The 15,118-nt window shown below is 70.3% G+C and carries 16 protein-coding genes; 8 read left to right on the top strand and 8 right to left on the bottom strand.

The window, feature by feature from the left end; genetic code table 11:
- Positions 1-7: 7 nt before the first annotated feature.
- Positions 8-346 carry a P-II family nitrogen regulator gene (locus tag EV685_RS10555; protein ID WP_130481973.1) on the bottom strand — a complete coding sequence of 113 codons (339 nt, stop codon included), beginning with the start codon at positions 344-346 and terminating at the stop codon, positions 8-10.
- Positions 347-631: 285 nt separating this feature from the next.
- Here EV685_RS10555 and EV685_RS10560 point away from each other — a divergent pair, with 285 nt between their 5' ends.
- The 3 genes from EV685_RS10560 to EV685_RS10570 all read left to right on the top strand — a co-directional run bounded on the left by EV685_RS10560 (position 632) and on the right by EV685_RS10570 (position 5,118).
- Positions 632-2,146: a YifB family Mg chelatase-like AAA ATPase gene (locus EV685_RS10560; RefSeq protein WP_130481974.1), complete on the top strand. Its 1,515-nt coding sequence runs from the start codon at positions 632-634 to the stop codon at positions 2,144-2,146.
- A gap of 63 nt (positions 2,147-2,209) precedes the next feature.
- Entirely contained in the window at positions 2,210-2,959 is a 750-nt protein-coding gene (locus EV685_RS10565) for a 16S rRNA (uracil(1498)-N(3))-methyltransferase (protein ID WP_130481975.1), read from the top strand.
- A 272-nt stretch (positions 2,960-3,231) separates the two neighbouring features.
- On the top strand, positions 3,232-5,118 hold the full coding sequence (locus EV685_RS10570) for a phosphoenolpyruvate carboxykinase (GTP) (RefSeq protein WP_130481976.1): 1,887 nt from the start codon (positions 3,232-3,234) through the stop codon (positions 5,116-5,118).
- 132 nt (positions 5,119-5,250) lie between these two features.
- Here the strand turns inward: EV685_RS10570 and EV685_RS10575 are convergent, their stop codons facing one another.
- Complete coding sequence (locus EV685_RS10575; RefSeq protein WP_130481977.1) at positions 5,251-5,484, bottom strand: hypothetical protein; 234 nt, start codon at positions 5,482-5,484, stop codon at positions 5,251-5,253.
- Positions 5,485-5,543: 59 nt separating this feature from the next.
- The gene (locus EV685_RS10580) at positions 5,544-5,786 is read right to left on the bottom strand and encodes a hypothetical protein (RefSeq protein ID WP_130481978.1); all 243 of its coding nucleotides are present in this window, start codon (positions 5,784-5,786) and stop codon (positions 5,544-5,546) included.
- A gap of 134 nt (positions 5,787-5,920) precedes the next feature.
- Here EV685_RS10580 and EV685_RS10585 point away from each other — a divergent pair, with 134 nt between their 5' ends.
- Positions 5,921-6,856, top strand: coding sequence for a LysR family transcriptional regulator (locus EV685_RS10585; RefSeq protein ID WP_130481979.1), 936 nt, complete (start codon positions 5,921-5,923; stop codon positions 6,854-6,856).
- A gap of 12 nt (positions 6,857-6,868) precedes the next feature.
- Here the strand turns inward: EV685_RS10585 and ybeY are convergent, their stop codons facing one another.
- Positions 6,869-7,396 carry an rRNA maturation RNase YbeY gene (gene ybeY / locus EV685_RS10590; RefSeq protein WP_130481980.1) on the bottom strand — a complete coding sequence of 176 codons (528 nt, stop codon included), beginning with the start codon at positions 7,394-7,396 and terminating at the stop codon, positions 6,869-6,871.
- Positions 7,386-8,516: a PhoH family protein gene (locus EV685_RS10595; RefSeq protein ID WP_130481981.1), complete on the bottom strand. Its 1,131-nt coding sequence runs from the start codon at positions 8,514-8,516 to the stop codon at positions 7,386-7,388. The genes ybeY and EV685_RS10595 overlap by 11 nt, the downstream gene beginning before the upstream one ends.
- Before the next feature lie 128 nt (positions 8,517-8,644).
- On the opposite strand from EV685_RS10595, the gene EV685_RS10600 reads away from it, so the two are divergent.
- From EV685_RS10600 to ruvB, 4 genes are all read left to right on the top strand, one after another.
- The gene (locus EV685_RS10600; RefSeq protein WP_130481982.1) at positions 8,645-10,666 is read left to right on the top strand and encodes an ATP-binding protein; all 2,022 of its coding nucleotides are present in this window, start codon (positions 8,645-8,647) and stop codon (positions 10,664-10,666) included.
- A gap of 121 nt (positions 10,667-10,787) precedes the next feature.
- Positions 10,788-11,456 (top strand): response regulator, encoded by a 669-nt coding sequence (locus EV685_RS10605; protein WP_130481983.1) that lies wholly within the window; start codon positions 10,788-10,790, stop codon positions 11,454-11,456.
- Positions 11,457-11,509: 53 nt separating this feature from the next.
- Positions 11,510-12,085 carry a Holliday junction branch migration protein RuvA gene (gene ruvA, locus EV685_RS10610; protein WP_130481984.1) on the top strand — a complete coding sequence of 192 codons (576 nt, stop codon included), beginning with the start codon at positions 11,510-11,512 and terminating at the stop codon, positions 12,083-12,085.
- A 49-nt stretch (positions 12,086-12,134) separates the two neighbouring features.
- The gene (gene ruvB, locus EV685_RS10615) at positions 12,135-13,211 is read left to right on the top strand and encodes a Holliday junction branch migration DNA helicase RuvB (protein WP_130481985.1); all 1,077 of its coding nucleotides are present in this window, start codon (positions 12,135-12,137) and stop codon (positions 13,209-13,211) included.
- Positions 13,212-13,247: 36 nt separating this feature from the next.
- Here ruvB and EV685_RS10620 read toward each other — a convergent pair whose 3' ends face one another.
- From EV685_RS10620 to EV685_RS10630, 3 genes are all read right to left on the bottom strand, one after another.
- Positions 13,248-13,982: a histidine phosphatase family protein gene (locus EV685_RS10620; protein ID WP_130481986.1), complete on the bottom strand. Its 735-nt coding sequence runs from the start codon at positions 13,980-13,982 to the stop codon at positions 13,248-13,250.
- 3 nt (positions 13,983-13,985) lie between these two features.
- Positions 13,986-14,309: a DUF1840 domain-containing protein gene (locus EV685_RS10625; protein WP_130481987.1), complete on the bottom strand. Its 324-nt coding sequence runs from the start codon at positions 14,307-14,309 to the stop codon at positions 13,986-13,988.
- A gap of 67 nt (positions 14,310-14,376) precedes the next feature.
- Positions 14,377-15,111, bottom strand: coding sequence for a lysophospholipid acyltransferase family protein (locus tag EV685_RS10630; RefSeq protein ID WP_165396771.1), 735 nt, complete (start codon positions 15,109-15,111; stop codon positions 14,377-14,379).
- Positions 15,112-15,118 lie beyond the last annotated feature (7 nt).

Below are 15,118 nucleotides of genomic sequence, written 5' to 3' on the forward strand. Positions count from 1 at the left end.
AGGGAAATCAGAGAGCGTCCTTGCCGGTCTCGCCGGTCCGGATGCGCAACACCTGCTCGAGGGCGGTGATGAAAATCTTGCCGTCGCCGATCTTGCCGGTGCGTGCGGCACCCTCGATCGCCTCGATCACGCGGTCGACGATGGCGTCGTCCACGGCGGCCTCGATCTTCACCTTGGGCAGGAAGTCGACGACGTACTCGGCACCCCGGTACAGCTCGGTGTGGCCCTTCTGACGGCCAAAGCCCTTGACCTCGGTGACGGTGATCCCTTGCACGCCGATGTTGCTGAGGGCTTCACGCACCTCGTCGAGCTTGAAGGGTTTGATGATGGCGGTGACCATTTTCATGGCGGCCTCCGGAAGGTTGATGGCGGTGGAAAGCAAAACAGCGGATAGCTGGGCAGCAGCTGAGCCTTTCTTCTGCAGCTTCCATGCCAGCCCTCGGCGCCTCGCGAGGACGGCCCTCCGCCCCATTCCGGCGCGGCGTCCGCCCCCAGGTCACGCACGACGCACGGAAGCACCCACAAATGCACCATGACGGTGCAACCCCCTTCGGAGGGTGTCAGCAGATGTGACGTGCTGCCCAGAATCCGGCCCCTGTGCGCCCGCCGGGCGCTTCCGGAGTGCCCTGAAATGTCTCTTGCGACCGTCCACAGCCGTGCCTTGCTGGGCCTGCAGGCGCCACCCGTCACCGTCGAGGTGCATCTGGCCAACGGCCTGCCCAGCTTCACCCTCGTCGGGCTGGCCGAGATGGAGGTCAAGGAATCGCGCGAACGGGTCCGCGCCGCCGTGCTCAACAGCGGCCTGACCTTCCCGCACGACAAGCGCATCACGGTCAACCTGGGGCCGGCGGACCTGCCCAAGGAAGGTTGCCGCTTCGACCTGCCGATCGCGCTGGGCATCCTGGCCGCCAGCGGCCAGATCGACGCCCGGCGGCTGGACCGGCACGAGTTCGCGGGCGAGCTGTCCCTGGCCGGCGACCTGAGGCCGGTGCACGGCGCCCTGGCGATGGCCCTGGCGATGCGGCGTGCACCGACGGGACGTTGTCTGGTGCTGCCCGAAAGCAGTGCACAGGAAGCCGCCCGCGTGCCTGATCTGCCCCTGCGCTGCGCACGTCACCTGCTCGATGTGGTCGCCGCGCTGCGCGATGGCGACGACACCCCGCCGCTGGCCTTGCCACCCGCGCCGATCCCGCAGCCGGCCCCGCGCTGGCCCGATCTGGTCGATGTGCGTGGCCAGGTGGGGGCGCGGCGTGCACTGGAGATCGCCGCCGCCGGTGGCCACAGCCTGCTGTTTGTCGGCCCGCCCGGCACCGGCAAGTCGATGTTGGCGCAACGCCTGACCGGTCTGCTGCCACCGATGACCGAACAGGAGGCCCTCGAATCGGCCGCCGTCCTGAGCCTGGCCGGCCCCTTCGACGCCAGCCGCTGGTCGCAACGCACGCTGCGCACGCCGCACCACAGCGCCTCGTCGGTCGCGCTGGTCGGGGGTGGCTCGCCGCCGCGCCCCGGCGAGGTGTCGCTGGCGCACCATGGTGTGCTCTTCATGGACGAGCTGCCGGAGTTCCCTCGCGCCGCCCTGGAAGCCCTGCGCGAACCGCTCGAGAACGGCCGCATCACCATCTCGCGGGCCGCTCGGCAGGCCGAGTTCCCGGCCCGCTGCCTGCTGGTCGCGGCGATGAACCCGTGTCCCTGCGGCCACCTGGGTGCGATCCGGCCGGCCTGTCGCTGCACGCCCGAGCAGGTTCGGCGCTACCAAGGTCGCATCTCCGGCCCGCTGCTGGACCGCATCGACCTGCGCGTCGAGGTCCTCGCGCTGACCCCGCAGGCGCTGTCCGCCCGTCGCGACGGCGAGGACAGCGCCACCGTCGCCGCACGGGTCGCCGCCGCGCGCCAGCGCCAGCTTGATCGTCAGGGCTGCGCCAACGCGGTCGTCGAATCCGGCCAGCTCGACGAGGTCGCCGCGCTGCAGGCCGGCGCCCGCGAATTCCTCGACAGCGCGGCGAACCGGCTCGGCTGGTCCGGGCGCAGCCTGCACCGCGTGCTGCGGGTGGCCCGCACGCTGGCCGACCTGGACGGCGCCGAGAGCATCGGCCTGGGCCCTGTCGCCGAAGCGATCCAGCTGCGACGCGGGCTGCCGGGCGCCTGAAGCCAGCCGGGGCGCTGCGGCACACTGCCGGGCCGCACTTCATCGCCCAGCCGACCAGCCGCCATGCCAGCCCGCCTCCACGTCGACCTCCCGCTGCAAGCAGGCCTGGAACTCGAACTGCCGGCCGGCGCGGCACGGCATGTCCAGGTGCTGCGCCATCAACCGGGCGACGTGCTGACGCTGTTCAACGGCCAGGGCGGCGAATGGCAGGCCACCGTGCTGCAGATGGGCCGCAGCGACGTGCGGGTGCAGATCGGCTGTCACGACCCGGTCGCCCGCGAGCTGCCGCTGGCGGTGACGCTGGCAGCTGTCATGCCCGCCAATGACCGCTTCGATTGGCTGATCGAGAAGGCGACCGAGCTGGGCGCAGCCGTCATCGAGCCGCTGATGAGCGAGCGCTCGGTGCTGCGCCTGAACGCCGAACGGGCGGACAAGAAGCGCGCGCACTGGCAAGCCATCGCGGTGGCGGCGGCCGAACAGTGCGGCCGGACCCGCGTGCCGCGCATCGCCGCGGTCCGCACGCTGGCGGCGGCCCTGGCGTCGCCCGACGGCGGCCCGGATGCCGTCACGACGCTGGCGCTGAGCCTGGCCGAGGCGCGTCCGCTGGCCGAACGGCTGGCCGCCGCCGACGCCCCGCTGCGTTCGCTGCGCCTCTACAGCGGGCCGGAAGGCGGCTTCAGCCCCGCCGAGGAAGAGGCCTTGCGTCGTGCCGGCGCCCTGCCGACCACGCTCGGACCGCGCGTGCTGCGCGCCGAAACCGCGCCGCTGGCGGCGCTGGGTTACATCGGGCTCACAGCCAGCGTCGCGGGCTGACCCCCCTGCGGCGCCCGGGCAACACCCCCAAGAGCGGGTGTCGGGTTGTCCCGGAGAGCTGAACCAGGTCTGTGCCCACGTCTCAGGGTCAGCCCGGAAAGAACTGCGACGGATCGCACGGGCGCCGATGGGCGCGCATCCAGTCATGCTGAATGCGCATGTAATCGCTTTGTAATCGAGCCAGCAGAAGCTCAAACTGGTTTTGGGGGCATCCCGAGAACGCCGCAGCGCGGTGTTGTCGAGATGCCTTTTTCAACCTTGGAGCCTGCTCGATGAACCATCCCGCCATGGTCGGCCTGCGCGTGAACGCACCCGCCTACGTCAAGAACGCCCAGCTGATCGCCTGGGTCTCGGAGATCGCTGCGCTGACGCAACCGGCCGCGATCCACTGGTGCGACGGCTCCCAGGAAGAGTACGACCGCCTCTGCCAGCAGCTGGTCGACGCCGGCACCTTCCGCAAGCTCGATCCGGTCAAGCGGCCGAACAGCTTCCTGGCCTGCTCCGACCCGAGCGACGTGGCCCGCGTCGAGGACCGCACCTACATCTGCTCCGAGCAGAAGGAACATGCCGGCCCGACCAACAACTGGATGGCACCGGCCGAGATGCGCGCGCTGCTGCAGACCGGTCAGCCTGACGGCACGCCGGCACTGTTCGCCGGTTCGATGCGCGGTCGCACGATGTATGTCGTGCCCTTCTCGATGGGCCCGCTGGGCTCGCCGATCGCTCACATCGGCATCGAGCTGTCGGACAGCCCCTACGTGGCCGTCAACATGCGCATCATGACCCGCATGGGCAAGGCCGTTCACGACGTGCTGGGCGTCGACGGCGAGTTCGTGCCCTGCGTGCACACCGTCGGTGCGCCGCTGGTGGCCGGTCAGGGCGACGTCGCCTGGCCGTGCAACAAGACCAAGTACATCGTCCATTACCCCGAGACGCGCGAGATCTGGTCCTACGGCTCGGGCTATGGCGGCAACGCGCTGCTGGGCAAGAAGTGCTTCGCGCTGCGCATCGCCTCGACCATGGGCCGCGACCAGGGCTGGCTGGCCGAGCACATGCTCGTGCTGGGCGTGACCTCGCCCGAAGGCAAGAAGCGCCACGTTGCCGCCGCCTTCCCGAGCGCCTGCGGCAAGACCAACTTCGCCATGCTGATCCCGCCGGCCGCGCTGGGCGACTGGCAGGTCACCACCATCGGTGACGACATCGCCTGGATCAAGCCGGGCGCCGACGGCCGCCTCTACGCGATCAACCCGGAGGCCGGCTACTTCGGCGTCGCCCCGGGCACCAACCACAAGACCAACCCGAACTGCATGGCCTCGCTGGACCGCGATGTCATCTTCACCAATGTCGCGCTGACGGACGACGGCGACGTCTGGTGGGAAGGCATGACCGACACCCCGCCGGCCCACCTGATCGACTGGCAAGGCAAGGACTGGACGCCCGAGAACGCCCGCCAGCCCGACGGCAAGCTGCGCCCGGCCGCACACCCGAACGCGCGCTTCACGGTCGCCGCCACCAACAACCCGGCACTGGACCCGGCCTGGGACGACCCGGCCGGCGTGGCGATCGACGCCTTCATCTTCGGCGGCCGCCGCTCGACCACCGTGCCACTGGTGACCGAGGCGCGCGACTGGACCGAAGGCGTCTACATGGCCGCGACCATGGGCTCGGAGACCACCGCCGCTGCCGCTGGCCAGCAGGGCGTGGTCCGGCGCGATCCCTTCGCGATGCTGCCGTTCACCGGCTACAACATGTCGGACTACTTCCAGCACTGGCTGGACCTGGGTGCGAAGCTGAAGGCCCAGGGCGCCACACTGCCGGCGATCTACTGCGTCAACTGGTTCCGCAAGGGGACGGACGGCAAGTTTGTCTGGCCCGGCTACGGCGACAACATGCGCGTGCTGGCGTGGATGTTGGGTCGCCTGGACGGCAGTGCCGCCGGCACCGACAACGCCTTCGGTGTCAGCCCCGGCTACGCCGACCTGAACTGGTCCGGCCTGGATTTCAGCGCCGAGCAGTTCCAGAGCGTCATCGGCATCGACCGCGCCGCCTGGCAGCAAGAGCTGACGCTGCACGGCGAGCTGTTCCAGCAACTGGCCCACCACCTGCCGCAGGCCTTGCGCGACACGAAGTCGGCGATCGAGGCGCGCCTGGCAGGCTGAAACCCCTCCCCGGAACGAACAAGGCCCGCCGGATTGGCGGGCCTTGTCGTTTCTGGAGCCCGGTCGCGTGGGGTGATGCGCCGGCTCCGTCGTCATCGTCGCGGCAGGCGGTGGTGCGCCCGCCGTGTCGGATCAGTCCATGTGGCGCTTGGCGATGGCGCGCAGATCGGCCGCGTAGGACGGCTGGGTCGACTCGTACTGTTCGGCCCAGGCGATCAGCTCTTCCGGGGTGCGCGGTTCGCGCTGCGGATCGGCGTTCAGCCAGGTGGCCACGTTCGTGGCGGTGCGGACGGTCCAGCCCGCCACGCGCGCGATCAGCGCGTCGATGGGCGAGGCCGGGTGGAAGGTCATCGTGTGAGCGGTCATGAAAGACTCCTGGATACGGTGTGTGCGGTGGCGGGTCGCGAACTCAGGTCGCGGACGTCTCAGCGGTTGCGGTCGATGTGGCGCTGAGCGGCGGCGCGCAGGTCAGCGGCATAGGAAGGTTGGGTGTCCTCGTACTGGTCGGCCCAGTCGAGCAGCTCCTGCGCCGTGCGCGGCTCGGTGGCAGCGTCGGTCGCGAACAGGTTCGCCACCGAACGCAGGGCGTTGCCGACCGCTGCGCCTGCCTGCGCCATCAGGGCGTCAAAGGCGTTCACGTGCTGGAAGGTCATGGTGGTCACGGTCATTTCTAACTCCTTGGATCTAGGGTTTACCCCAGTGCTTCGCAGTCTAGGGTAAACCCTTGTTATGCGCCAAGCAGCATTTGTGAATCCCCATCATTCACAGTGCTTATGATCGAAGGCGCTTTCTGGGGACTGCCATGAACTTCCGCACGCTGGACCTGAACCTGCTGCGCGTGTTCGACACGGTGATGGCCGAACGCAACCTGACGCGCGCCGCCGAGCAGCTGGCGATGACGCAGCCGGCCGTGAGCAATGCCTTGCGCCGGCTGCGTGACAGCGTCGGCGAGACGCTGTTCACGCGCACCTCCAACGGCGTCAAGCCCACCGCCCGCGCCGAGGCGCTCTGGCCGACCGTGCAACAGGCCCTGACGCTCTTGCGCGAGAACCTGGACCCGAGCCACTACGACCCGCAGGAGCAGGGCCACGACTTCCTGCTGGCGATGGCGGATGCGACCGCTGCGCTGATCCTGCCGCCGCTGTTGCGCCAGCTGCAGGACGGCCAGGCGCGGGCCGGGCTGCGGGTCCAGCCGCTGGCCACACGCGACCCGAGCGGGCTGCTCGAACAAGGCGAGGCCGACCTTGCGATCGGCCATTTCCCGGAGGTCGTGGTGCGCCAGTCCGGCCTCGGCCTGCAGGCTCCGATCCTGCACCGCGAGCTCTACCTGAGCGAATACGTCTGCGTGATGCGGCGCGGCCACCCGCTGGCTGAGGTCGCCCTGACGCTGGACAACTACTGCGCCGCGGAGCACCTGCTGGTGAGCTTCTCTGGCCGTGGCCAAGGTCTGATCGACGAGGCGCTGGCCGCCGTGCAGCGCCAGCGCCGGCTGGTGCTGACGGTCAACCAGTTCTTCACCGCCGGCCGCGTCGTCGCCCAGACCGACTTGCTGACCGTGTTGCCGCGCGCCTTCCTGCCGGTCACCGGTGACCACGGCGAACTGGTCATCCGCGAACTGCCGCTGCCGCTCGCAGCGCTGCGTGTGCACATGTTGTGGCACCGCCGACTGGACCGGCACCCGGCCCAGCAGTGGCTGCGCGATCAGATCGCCACCGTGGTGGCGCAGACGCCGGCTTGAGCGATGGGCGGCTCAGCCGCCGCCTGCCGCGTCCGGTTCCGCGCCCGGTTTCACGTCCGGTTCCGCGTAGGGGTCTGGGAAGCCCAGCGCGGCCAGCACCTCGCGCTCCCGCGCTTCCATGTGCTCGGCCTCAGCCTCGTCGTCCTCGTGGTCGTAACCCTGGGCGTGCAAAGTGCCGTGCACCAGCAGGTGGGCGTAGTGCGCCAGCAGCGGCTTGCCGGCGGCCAGGGCCTCGGCCTCGACCACCGGGGCGCACAGCACCAGATCGGCGCAGACCACGGGTTCCTGCGCGTAGTCGAAGGTCAGCACATTGGTGGCGTAGGCCTTGCCGCGGTAGTCGGTGTTGAGGCTCAGGCCCTCGTCGGCATCGACGATGCGCACGGTGATCTCGCCGGGCGCCTCCAGCGCGGCGCGGATCCAGCGCTGCACCAGGTGGCGCTTGAGCTGGTCGCGGTGGCGCGGGTCGGCGAACTGCAGCGACAGCGACAACTCGGGCGCGGCAGAGCGGTGCGGACCGCGGCCTGGAGGTTCAGCGGCCATCGCGGGCTCCAGGGCGGGTCGGACGTGCGGCGGCGTCCAGCGCCGCTTCGGCTTCGGCCTCGGCCAGCCGGCGGGCCGAGTCGGGCACGGCGTCGTAGGCCTCGACGATGCGGGCGACCAGCGGGTGGCGCACCACGTCGGCCGAGGTGAAGCGGGTGTGCGCGATGCCGCGCACCCGGCGCAAGACCTGGGCGGCGTCGACCAGACCGCTCTTGCTGCCCTTGGGCAGGTCGATCTGGCTGATGTCACCGGTGACGACGGCGCGGCTGCCAAAGCCGATCCGGGTCAGGAACATCTTCATCTGCTCGGGCGTGGTGTTCTGGGCCTCGTCGAGGATGACGAAGGCGTGGTTGAGCGTGCGCCCGCGCATGAAGGCCAGCGGGGCGATCTCGATCAGGCCCTTCTCGAAGGCCTTGCCCACGCGTTCCAGTCCCATCAGGTCGTAGAGCGCGTCGTAGAGCGGACGCAGGTAGGGATCGACCTTCTGCGCCAGGTCGCCGGGCAGGAAGCCGAGCCGCTCGCCGGCTTCGACCGCCGGGCGGGTCAGCACGATGCGCTGGACCTGGTTGCGCTCCAGCGCATCGACCGCACAGGCCACCGCCAGGAAGGTCTTGCCGGTGCCGGCCGGGCCGATGCCGAAGGTGATGTCGTGGCCGAGGATGTTGCGCAGGTAGTCGACCTGGTTGACGGTGCGCCCGACGAGGTCACTGCGGCGGGTGCGCAGCACGATCTCGTCGGCCGGGCGTTCGATCGCGCCGATGGCGTCCAGCCCGTCCAGCCGCTCGGGCATCGCGGTGGACGGCGCCAGCGGTGCGGTGCCGTTCGGACTGTTCGGGCCGTTCGAACCGTTCGTGCTGGCCGGTGCCTGCATCACCTGGATCAGCTCGAGCTGCAGCCGGGCCGGCTCGATCGGGGCGCTGGCCTGGTCGTAGAGCTGCTGCAGCAGCGCCACCGCCCGCTCGGCGCCGCGCTTCGGGCCGTCGACCCGGAAGGACTCGTTGCGGCGCTGGATGACGACGTCGAGCGCGGCCTCGATGGTGCGCAGGTTCTGGTCGAGCGAGCCGCAGACATGGGCGAGCCGGCGGTTGTCGGGCGGGATGAAGGCGTGGCGCAGGATCAAGGCAAGCGTGCATCTTTCGGGCTGGGCCCGGAAACCTGATTGTCGCGCCGACATGGCCGGCGTTGCGCGCCTTCAGAATCGCACCTCGCTGGCCGAAGACCGGACAGCGGCGCCGCCCGGCGCCCCGCATGACCCCGATCCAGCCGCGCTTGACCACCTTGTCCGTGCACCCATCTCCCGAGACCGTCGTCATGGCGCCTGCCGAGGCGCCCGCCTCCGAGCCGTCGCCAGCCCGCCGCCCCGCCCTGCTCCCCCGCCTGCGCAGCGGCCTGCGAGCCTGCGCCCAGGGCCTGCACCCGGCGCGTTGGGGCCTGCTGCTGACGACGCTGGTGCTGGTCTCGCTGTGGAGCCTTGAGGTCGCCAACAGCGGCAGCACCGCAGGCAGCATCCTGCTGACCCAGGCCAGCATGGTGCGGATCGCGCCGGACGGCCACCCGGTCGAGGCCGACGCCCGGCCCGTCACCTTGCCCCACCTGCGCGAACGGCCCGGCCGCGACAACAGCGGCGTGCATGAATACCGCCTGGCCTTCGTCGCGCCGCGCACGCCGAACCAGTCCGACCGCGCGATGCTCGCGGCCTTTCTGCCGCAGGTCTGCGCCGCCTTCGAGGTGCGCCTGAACGGCCAGCTGATCGACGCCCGCGGCAACCTGGCCGACCCACATCCCGGCGACTGCTACGAGCCCGCCTTGATCCCCCTGCCGCCCAGCCTGCTCAAGGCCGAAGGCAACCGGCTGGACGTGCGCGTGTCCGGTCAGGCGCTGGCCCAGGTGGCCGCCCGCGAGCGCGCGGCGCAGCTCGCGCCGGTGCGCATCGGCGCGCATGCGGCGCTTGACCCGCTGCACCGCCAGACGCTGGCCTTCAACCTCGGCGCCACCCAGGCCCTGGCGACCGTCGCGGCGGTCGTCGGCCTGGCCGCGCTGCTGCTGCGCGCGTCCAGCCAGCTGCCCTACTTCGGCTACTTTGGCGCCACGGCGCTGGGCTGGGCCCTGTTGACCGCCCTGATGACCGGTGCGGCGCTGCCCATGCCGGGCCTCTGGACCGAGCTGCTGATCGCCGCCTTCGCGCCACCGGTCGCCTTGGCCGCCATGCTCTACCTGCTGCGCTACTGCGGCTTGCGGGTGGTCTGGCTGGAGGTTGCGATGGCGCTGCAGTGCATCGTCGTGCCCGCCAGCCTGGCGCTGGCCGCGCCGGACCGCATCCACAGCGTGGCGCTGCCGTGGACCTCGATCCTGCTGCTGGAGGTGGTCGGCGTCGGTGGCGTCTTCCTGCACCGCGCCTGGCGCTACTCGCGCAACGACTTCTGGATCGGCGCGGTGGCGCTGGCGGCCTTTGCGCTGACGCTGGGCGCCGAGCTGCTGCTGCGCCCCGGCGACGTTCTGCTGCCGGGCAAACACGCGATCAGCGTCAGCCTGCTGGTGATGTTCGCCGGCATGGTCGGGCGCATGCACCAGCTTTTCCAGGGCGCCATTGCGGCGGCCGAACAAGGCCGTGTGCAGGCCGAACGCCGGCTGCTGCAGGCAACCGCCGACATGGAGCAGAACTACGGCCAGATGGCCGAGCTGCGGGTCGAGCAGGTCACGGCCAAGGAACGCAAGCGCATCGCCGCCGACCTGCACGATGACCTCGGCGCCAAGCTGCTGACCATCGTGCACACCGCCGACAACGACCGCATCTCCACGCTGGCCCGCGAGGCACTGGAAGAGATGCGCCTGTCCGTGCGCGGCCTGACCGGCCGGGCGATGCAGATCGGCGACGCGATCGGCGACTGGCGCAGCGAGCTGATGACGCGCTTTTCGCACGGTGGCGTCGAGCTGGTCTGGAACGCCTCCGACGAGCTGCTGATGAGCGAGCGGGCCATGAGCGCGCGGGCCTATGTGCAGACCACCCGCATCCTGCGCGAGGCGGTCAGCAACGTGCTCAAGCACAGCCGCGCGACGCGCTGCGAGATCACGATCCGGCAGGATCACAACGACTTCGAGCTGACCATCGCGGACAACGGCAAGGGCATCCCCAGCGAGCTGGACGGCAAGCTCGACCGCGGCCACGGCATGTCGACGATGAAGGGCCGCGCCAAGCAGTTGCAGGGCCAGTGCCTGGTCGAATCCGGTCCGGGCTACGGCACGACCATCCGGCTGACCTTGCCGTTGTGATGCATACAACCGATTGCACGCCACTGGCGTCACCCGCACGCGACAGCGCAGCCGCGCCGCGCCGATACTCGGTGACACTCATATTCGCCAACCTTGCCCCAGCCTCGCCGGCGGAGAGCCCATGAAACAGATCCTGCTGCTTGAAGACCTGCCCGAGATCCGCGCCTACCTCCGCGCGTTGGTGCTGCAGGTCTTCCCCGGCTCGACCGTCGTCGAATCGGCCCGCATTGCCGACGCGCTGCAGCAGGTCGGCGCCCACCGCTTCGACCTCGCCATGATCGACCTGGGCTTGCCCGACGGTTCGGGGGTGAAGGTGGTGCAGGCGCTGCGTGACCAGCAACCCGATGCGCAGTCGGTGGTCGTGACCATCCACGACGATGACGATCACCTGTTCCCGGCGCTGCAGGCCGGCGCCTACGGCTACCTGCTCAAGGAACAGCCGCGCGAGCAGCTGATGGAGCACCTGCAGCGCATCAGCCAGGGCGAGCCGCCGCTGTCGCCGTCGATCGCGCGGCGCATGATTTCCTACTTCTCGGCCCAGGCCAGCCGGCCGATGGCACAACAACCCGCCGCCGACCAGCTGATGCCCAACGTCCAGCTGACCGAGCGCGAACGCGAGGTGCTGCTGCGCGTCGCCAAGGGCTTCACGCTGCCGGAGATCGGCACCCAGCTGGGCCTGTCGCGCCACACCATCGCCGACTACGTCAAGCAGATCTACCGCAAGCTCAACGTGAGCTCGCGCGCCGAGGCCGCGCTGGAGGCGCAGCGCCTGGGCCTGTTCCGGCGCTGAACGCCCGGTTCGCGGGGCCGGGTGGCGGGACGGCCCGCCTATGATCCGCGCCCATGATCGGACGCCTCGTCGGCCAGCTGGCTGAAAAAACCCCGCCCCAGATCCTGGTCGACGTGCACGGCGTCGGCTACGAGGTCGACGTGCCGATGAGCACGTTCTACAACCTGCCCGCGCTCGGCGAAAAGGTCACGCTGCTGACCCACTTCGTGGTGCGCGAGGACGCGCAGCTGCTCTACGGTTTCCTCAGCGCCGAGGAACGCGCCACCTTCCGTCTGCTGATCAAGATCACCGGCATCGGCGCGCGCACCGCGCTGTCCATCCTGTCGGGCCTGAGCGTGGCCGAGCTGTCGCAGGCGGTGACGCGGCAGGAGGCCGGCCGGCTGGTCAAGGTGCCGGGCATCGGCAAGAAGACGGCCGAGCGGCTGCTGCTTGAACTCAAGGGCAAGCTCGGCGCTGACCTGGGTCTGCCGGGTGCGGCCATCGTCAGCGACAACCAGGGCGACATCGTCCAGGCCCTGATCGCGCTGGGCTACAACGAGAAGGAAGCGGCCCTGGCCATCAAGCCGCTGCCGGCCGATGTCGGCGTCAGCGACGGCATCAAGCTGGCGCTCAAGGCGCTGGCGCGCTGAGCCGGCAGCCCCAGGCGTCCGCCCGGACAGCCGGTCCCGATAATCCGGCATGGCCATCCAGACCGACACCTTCGCCAGCGCACCGCCGCCTGACCGGCGCATCGTCAGCGCGGCGCCCGCCTCGCCACAGGAAGACGCGCTCGAACGGGCGTTGCGGCCCAAGCTGCTCGACGAATACATCGGCCAGACCAAGGCCCGCGAGCAGCTGGAGATCTTCATCGGCGCAGCCCGAAAGCGCGGCGAGGCGCTCGATCACGTGCTGCTGTTCGGCCCGCCGGGCCTCGGCAAGACCACGCTGAGCCACATCGTCGCCGCCGAACTGGGCGTCAACCTGCGCCAGACCAGCGGCCCGGTGCTGGAAAAGCCCAAGGACCTGGCCGCGATCCTGACCAACCTCGAGCGCAACGACGTGCTCTTCATCGACGAGATCCACCGCCTGTCCCCGGTCGTCGAGGAGATCCTCTACCCCGCGCTGGAGGACTACCAGATCGACATCATGATCGGCGAGGGCCCGGCCGCCCGCAGCATCAAGCTGGACCTGCAGCCCTTCACGCTGGTCGGTGCGACAACCCGCGCGGGCATGTTGACCAACCCGCTGCGCGACCGCTTCGGCATCGTCGCCCGGCTGGAGTTCTACACGGCCGAGGAACTGACCCGCATCGTGACGCGTTCGGCCAAGCTGCTGAACGCGCCGATCGACGCCGACGGCGCGCTGGAGATCGCGCGCCGCTCGCGTGGCACCCCGCGCATCGCCAACCGGCTGCTGCGCCGGGTGCGCGACTACGCCGAGGTCAAGGCCGACGGCCGCATCGTCAAGGCCATTGCCGACCTGGCGCTGACCATGCTGGACGTCGACCCCAAGGGCTTCGACGTGATGGACCGCAAGCTGCTCGAAGCGGTGGTGCACCGCTTCGACGGCGGGCCGGTCGGCTTGGACAACGTCGCCGCCGCGATCGGCGAGGACGCCGGCACGATCGAGGACGTCATCGAGCCCTACCTGATCCAGCAGGGCTACCTGCAGCGCACGCCACGCGGACGCATCGCCACCGTGGCCGCCTACCGACACCTGGGCGTCACGCCGCCGCGCGGCGCGGGCTCGGGGGCAGCGGACCTGTTCGAGGGCTGAGCGGGCGACGGCTCGGGCGATGAATCGGGCAGCGGCTCAGGCGGCCGTCGTGCGCCCGCCGTCGCTGTCGTCATCGAGCACCGCTGCGCGCAACTCGTCGGTCGTCAGCGCGTGGCGGCTGCTCAGGCTGTCGAGGGCGGCGTGTTCGGTGCCGTCGAGGTGGCGGGTGTCGCCCCAGCCGATCAGCGCAAAGCCTTCCGGGCTGTGCAGCACGCGGTTGATGCTGGCGTTGGCCACCGTCCAGGTGCGTGGCGCGTCCAGGCTGAGGCGGGCGGCGGCGCGGTAGAGGCAGTCCATCACGCCGCCATGGCTGACGACCGCGATGCAGCCGCCGCGGTGGCGCTCGGCCAGGCGGGCGATGGCCGCGATGCAGCGGGCGTCGAAGTCGACCAGGCGCTCGCCGCCGGCCGGGCCGAAGTCCGGGTCGCGGCGCCGCCAGCGCAGGGTCTCCTCGGGGTAGAGCGCCTCCAGCTCGACGAAGGTCAGGCCCTCAAAGGTGCCGAAGCAACGTTCACGCAGACCCGTGTCGGTCTGCACCGCCAGGCCACGCGAGCGGGCCAGCGGCAGGGCCGTGGCGTGGGCGCGTTGCAGGTCGGAGCTGTAGACGGCGTCGATGGCCTCGTCGGCCAGTGCCTGGGCCATGCGTTCGGCTTGCGCCAGACCGGCGTCGTTCAGCGCGATGTCGAGAAAGCCCTGGATGCGGTGATCGCGGTTCCAGGCCGTCTCGCCGTGCCGGATCGCGAGGATGCGGGTGATCTGCTCGTGCCCCATGCCTCAGACGCCCCAGACGATGGGCTGATCGGCGGCGTGCGAGCGCTTCATCATCTCGACCAGCGGCCAGGCGCGTTGACGCAAGCCGACCTCGGCGCGGCGCGGCGGGCTGCGGCCCTCGGCCTCGGCGAGCTGCTCGGCGGCGCGTTGGGCGACTTCTTCGGTGAGGATGGCGGCCTCCAGCGCGGCCATCAGCGTGGGCATGTCGACGACCTCGAAGATGCCTTGTGGCGCGGCTTCGCGGCCCATCACACGCAGCAGGCGGTCGCCCACGGGCGCGGTCATGATCAGGTCGCTGGCGGCCTTGGACTTGAACTTGTAGAGCATGGGCCGATTGTGGGCCGTGGCCGCTTCAACAGGCCAACTTCACCGGGCCAACTTCACCAGGCCAACGTCAGCGGGCCAGCCGCGCGGCGATCTGGTCGCTGACGAGCTGCGAGACCGCGCGCCGGTCCAGGCCCGCGCTGGGCTGGCGCGCCAGCACCTCGACCTCGACCGACAGGCCACGTGCGCAGACCACCGCCCAGATGCTGCCCACCAAGGTCGTGTCGCCCACAAAGGCGACCGCCGGGCTGACCGCATGGCCGGGTTCGGCATAGCGCAAGACCACCGGCTGAACCGGCGTGGCGCCCGGCAGCACCGCCTGCAGCAGGTTGGCGTGGAAGGGCAGCAGGGTGTGGCCGGTGCCGGTCGTGCCTTCCGGGAAGACGGCCACCGTGTCGCCGGCCTGCAGCGCGGCGGCCATCTGGTGGACCACCCGCAGCGCGTCGCGCTTGCTGGCGCGTTCGATGAACAAGGTGCCTGCCGAGCCGATCAGCCAGCCCAGCAGCGGCCATTCCTTGACGTCGGACTTGGAGACAAAACGGGCCTGCGGGCAGACCGCATGGATGGCCGCGATGTCCAACCAGGAGATGTGGTTGGCCACGATCAGCTGCGGTCCGCCCTCGAAGCGGCCCATCGGCTGCAGCCGCACGCCCAGCACCTGCAGCAGCTTGGCCGACCACCACTGGATGTGGGCGCAGCGGGTCGCCTCGCTGGCCGCGCCGAACTCGCGCCACACCACCCAGGTGCCGTGCAGGACGTGCGCAAACGTGCGCAGCAGGCGCCACGCGCCGATCAGGTGTCGCATCGAAGGT

It is taken from the genome of Sphaerotilus mobilis, from assembly GCF_004216565.1.
Lineage (GTDB): Bacteria > Pseudomonadota > Gammaproteobacteria > Burkholderiales > Burkholderiaceae_C > Sphaerotilus > Sphaerotilus mobilis.

Bases quoted from the DNA above. Each gene is read 5' to 3' on its own strand.
- EV685_RS10555 (WP_130481973.1), bottom strand. From the start codon at position 346: ATGAAAATGGTCACCGCCATCATCAAACCCTTCAAGCTCGACGAGGTG.
- EV685_RS10560 (WP_130481974.1), top strand. From the start codon at position 632: ATGTCTCTTGCGACCGTCCACAGCCGTGCCTTGCTGGGCCTGCAGGCG.
- EV685_RS10565 (WP_130481975.1), top strand. From the start codon at position 2,210: ATGCCAGCCCGCCTCCACGTCGACCTCCCGCTGCAAGCAGGCCTGGAA.
- EV685_RS10570 (WP_130481976.1), top strand. From the start codon at position 3,232: ATGAACCATCCCGCCATGGTCGGCCTGCGCGTGAACGCACCCGCCTAC.
- EV685_RS10575 (WP_130481977.1), bottom strand. From the start codon at position 5,484: ATGACCGCTCACACGATGACCTTCCACCCGGCCTCGCCCATCGACGCG.
- EV685_RS10580 (WP_130481978.1), bottom strand. From the start codon at position 5,786: ATGACCGTGACCACCATGACCTTCCAGCACGTGAACGCCTTTGACGCC.
- EV685_RS10585 (WP_130481979.1), top strand. From the start codon at position 5,921: ATGAACTTCCGCACGCTGGACCTGAACCTGCTGCGCGTGTTCGACACG.
- ybeY (WP_130481980.1), bottom strand. From the start codon at position 7,396: ATGGCCGCTGAACCTCCAGGCCGCGGTCCGCACCGCTCTGCCGCGCCC.
- EV685_RS10600 (WP_130481982.1), top strand. From the start codon at position 8,645: ATGACCCCGATCCAGCCGCGCTTGACCACCTTGTCCGTGCACCCATCT.
- EV685_RS10605 (WP_130481983.1), top strand. From the start codon at position 10,788: ATGAAACAGATCCTGCTGCTTGAAGACCTGCCCGAGATCCGCGCCTAC.
- ruvA (WP_130481984.1), top strand. From the start codon at position 11,510: ATGATCGGACGCCTCGTCGGCCAGCTGGCTGAAAAAACCCCGCCCCAG.
- ruvB (WP_130481985.1), top strand. From the start codon at position 12,135: ATGGCCATCCAGACCGACACCTTCGCCAGCGCACCGCCGCCTGACCGG.
- EV685_RS10620 (WP_130481986.1), bottom strand. From the start codon at position 13,982: ATGGGGCACGAGCAGATCACCCGCATCCTCGCGATCCGGCACGGCGAG.
- EV685_RS10625 (WP_130481987.1), bottom strand. From the start codon at position 14,309: ATGCTCTACAAGTTCAAGTCCAAGGCCGCCAGCGACCTGATCATGACC.
- EV685_RS10630 (WP_165396771.1), bottom strand. From the start codon at position 15,111: ATGCGACACCTGATCGGCGCGTGGCGCCTGCTGCGCACGTTTGCGCAC.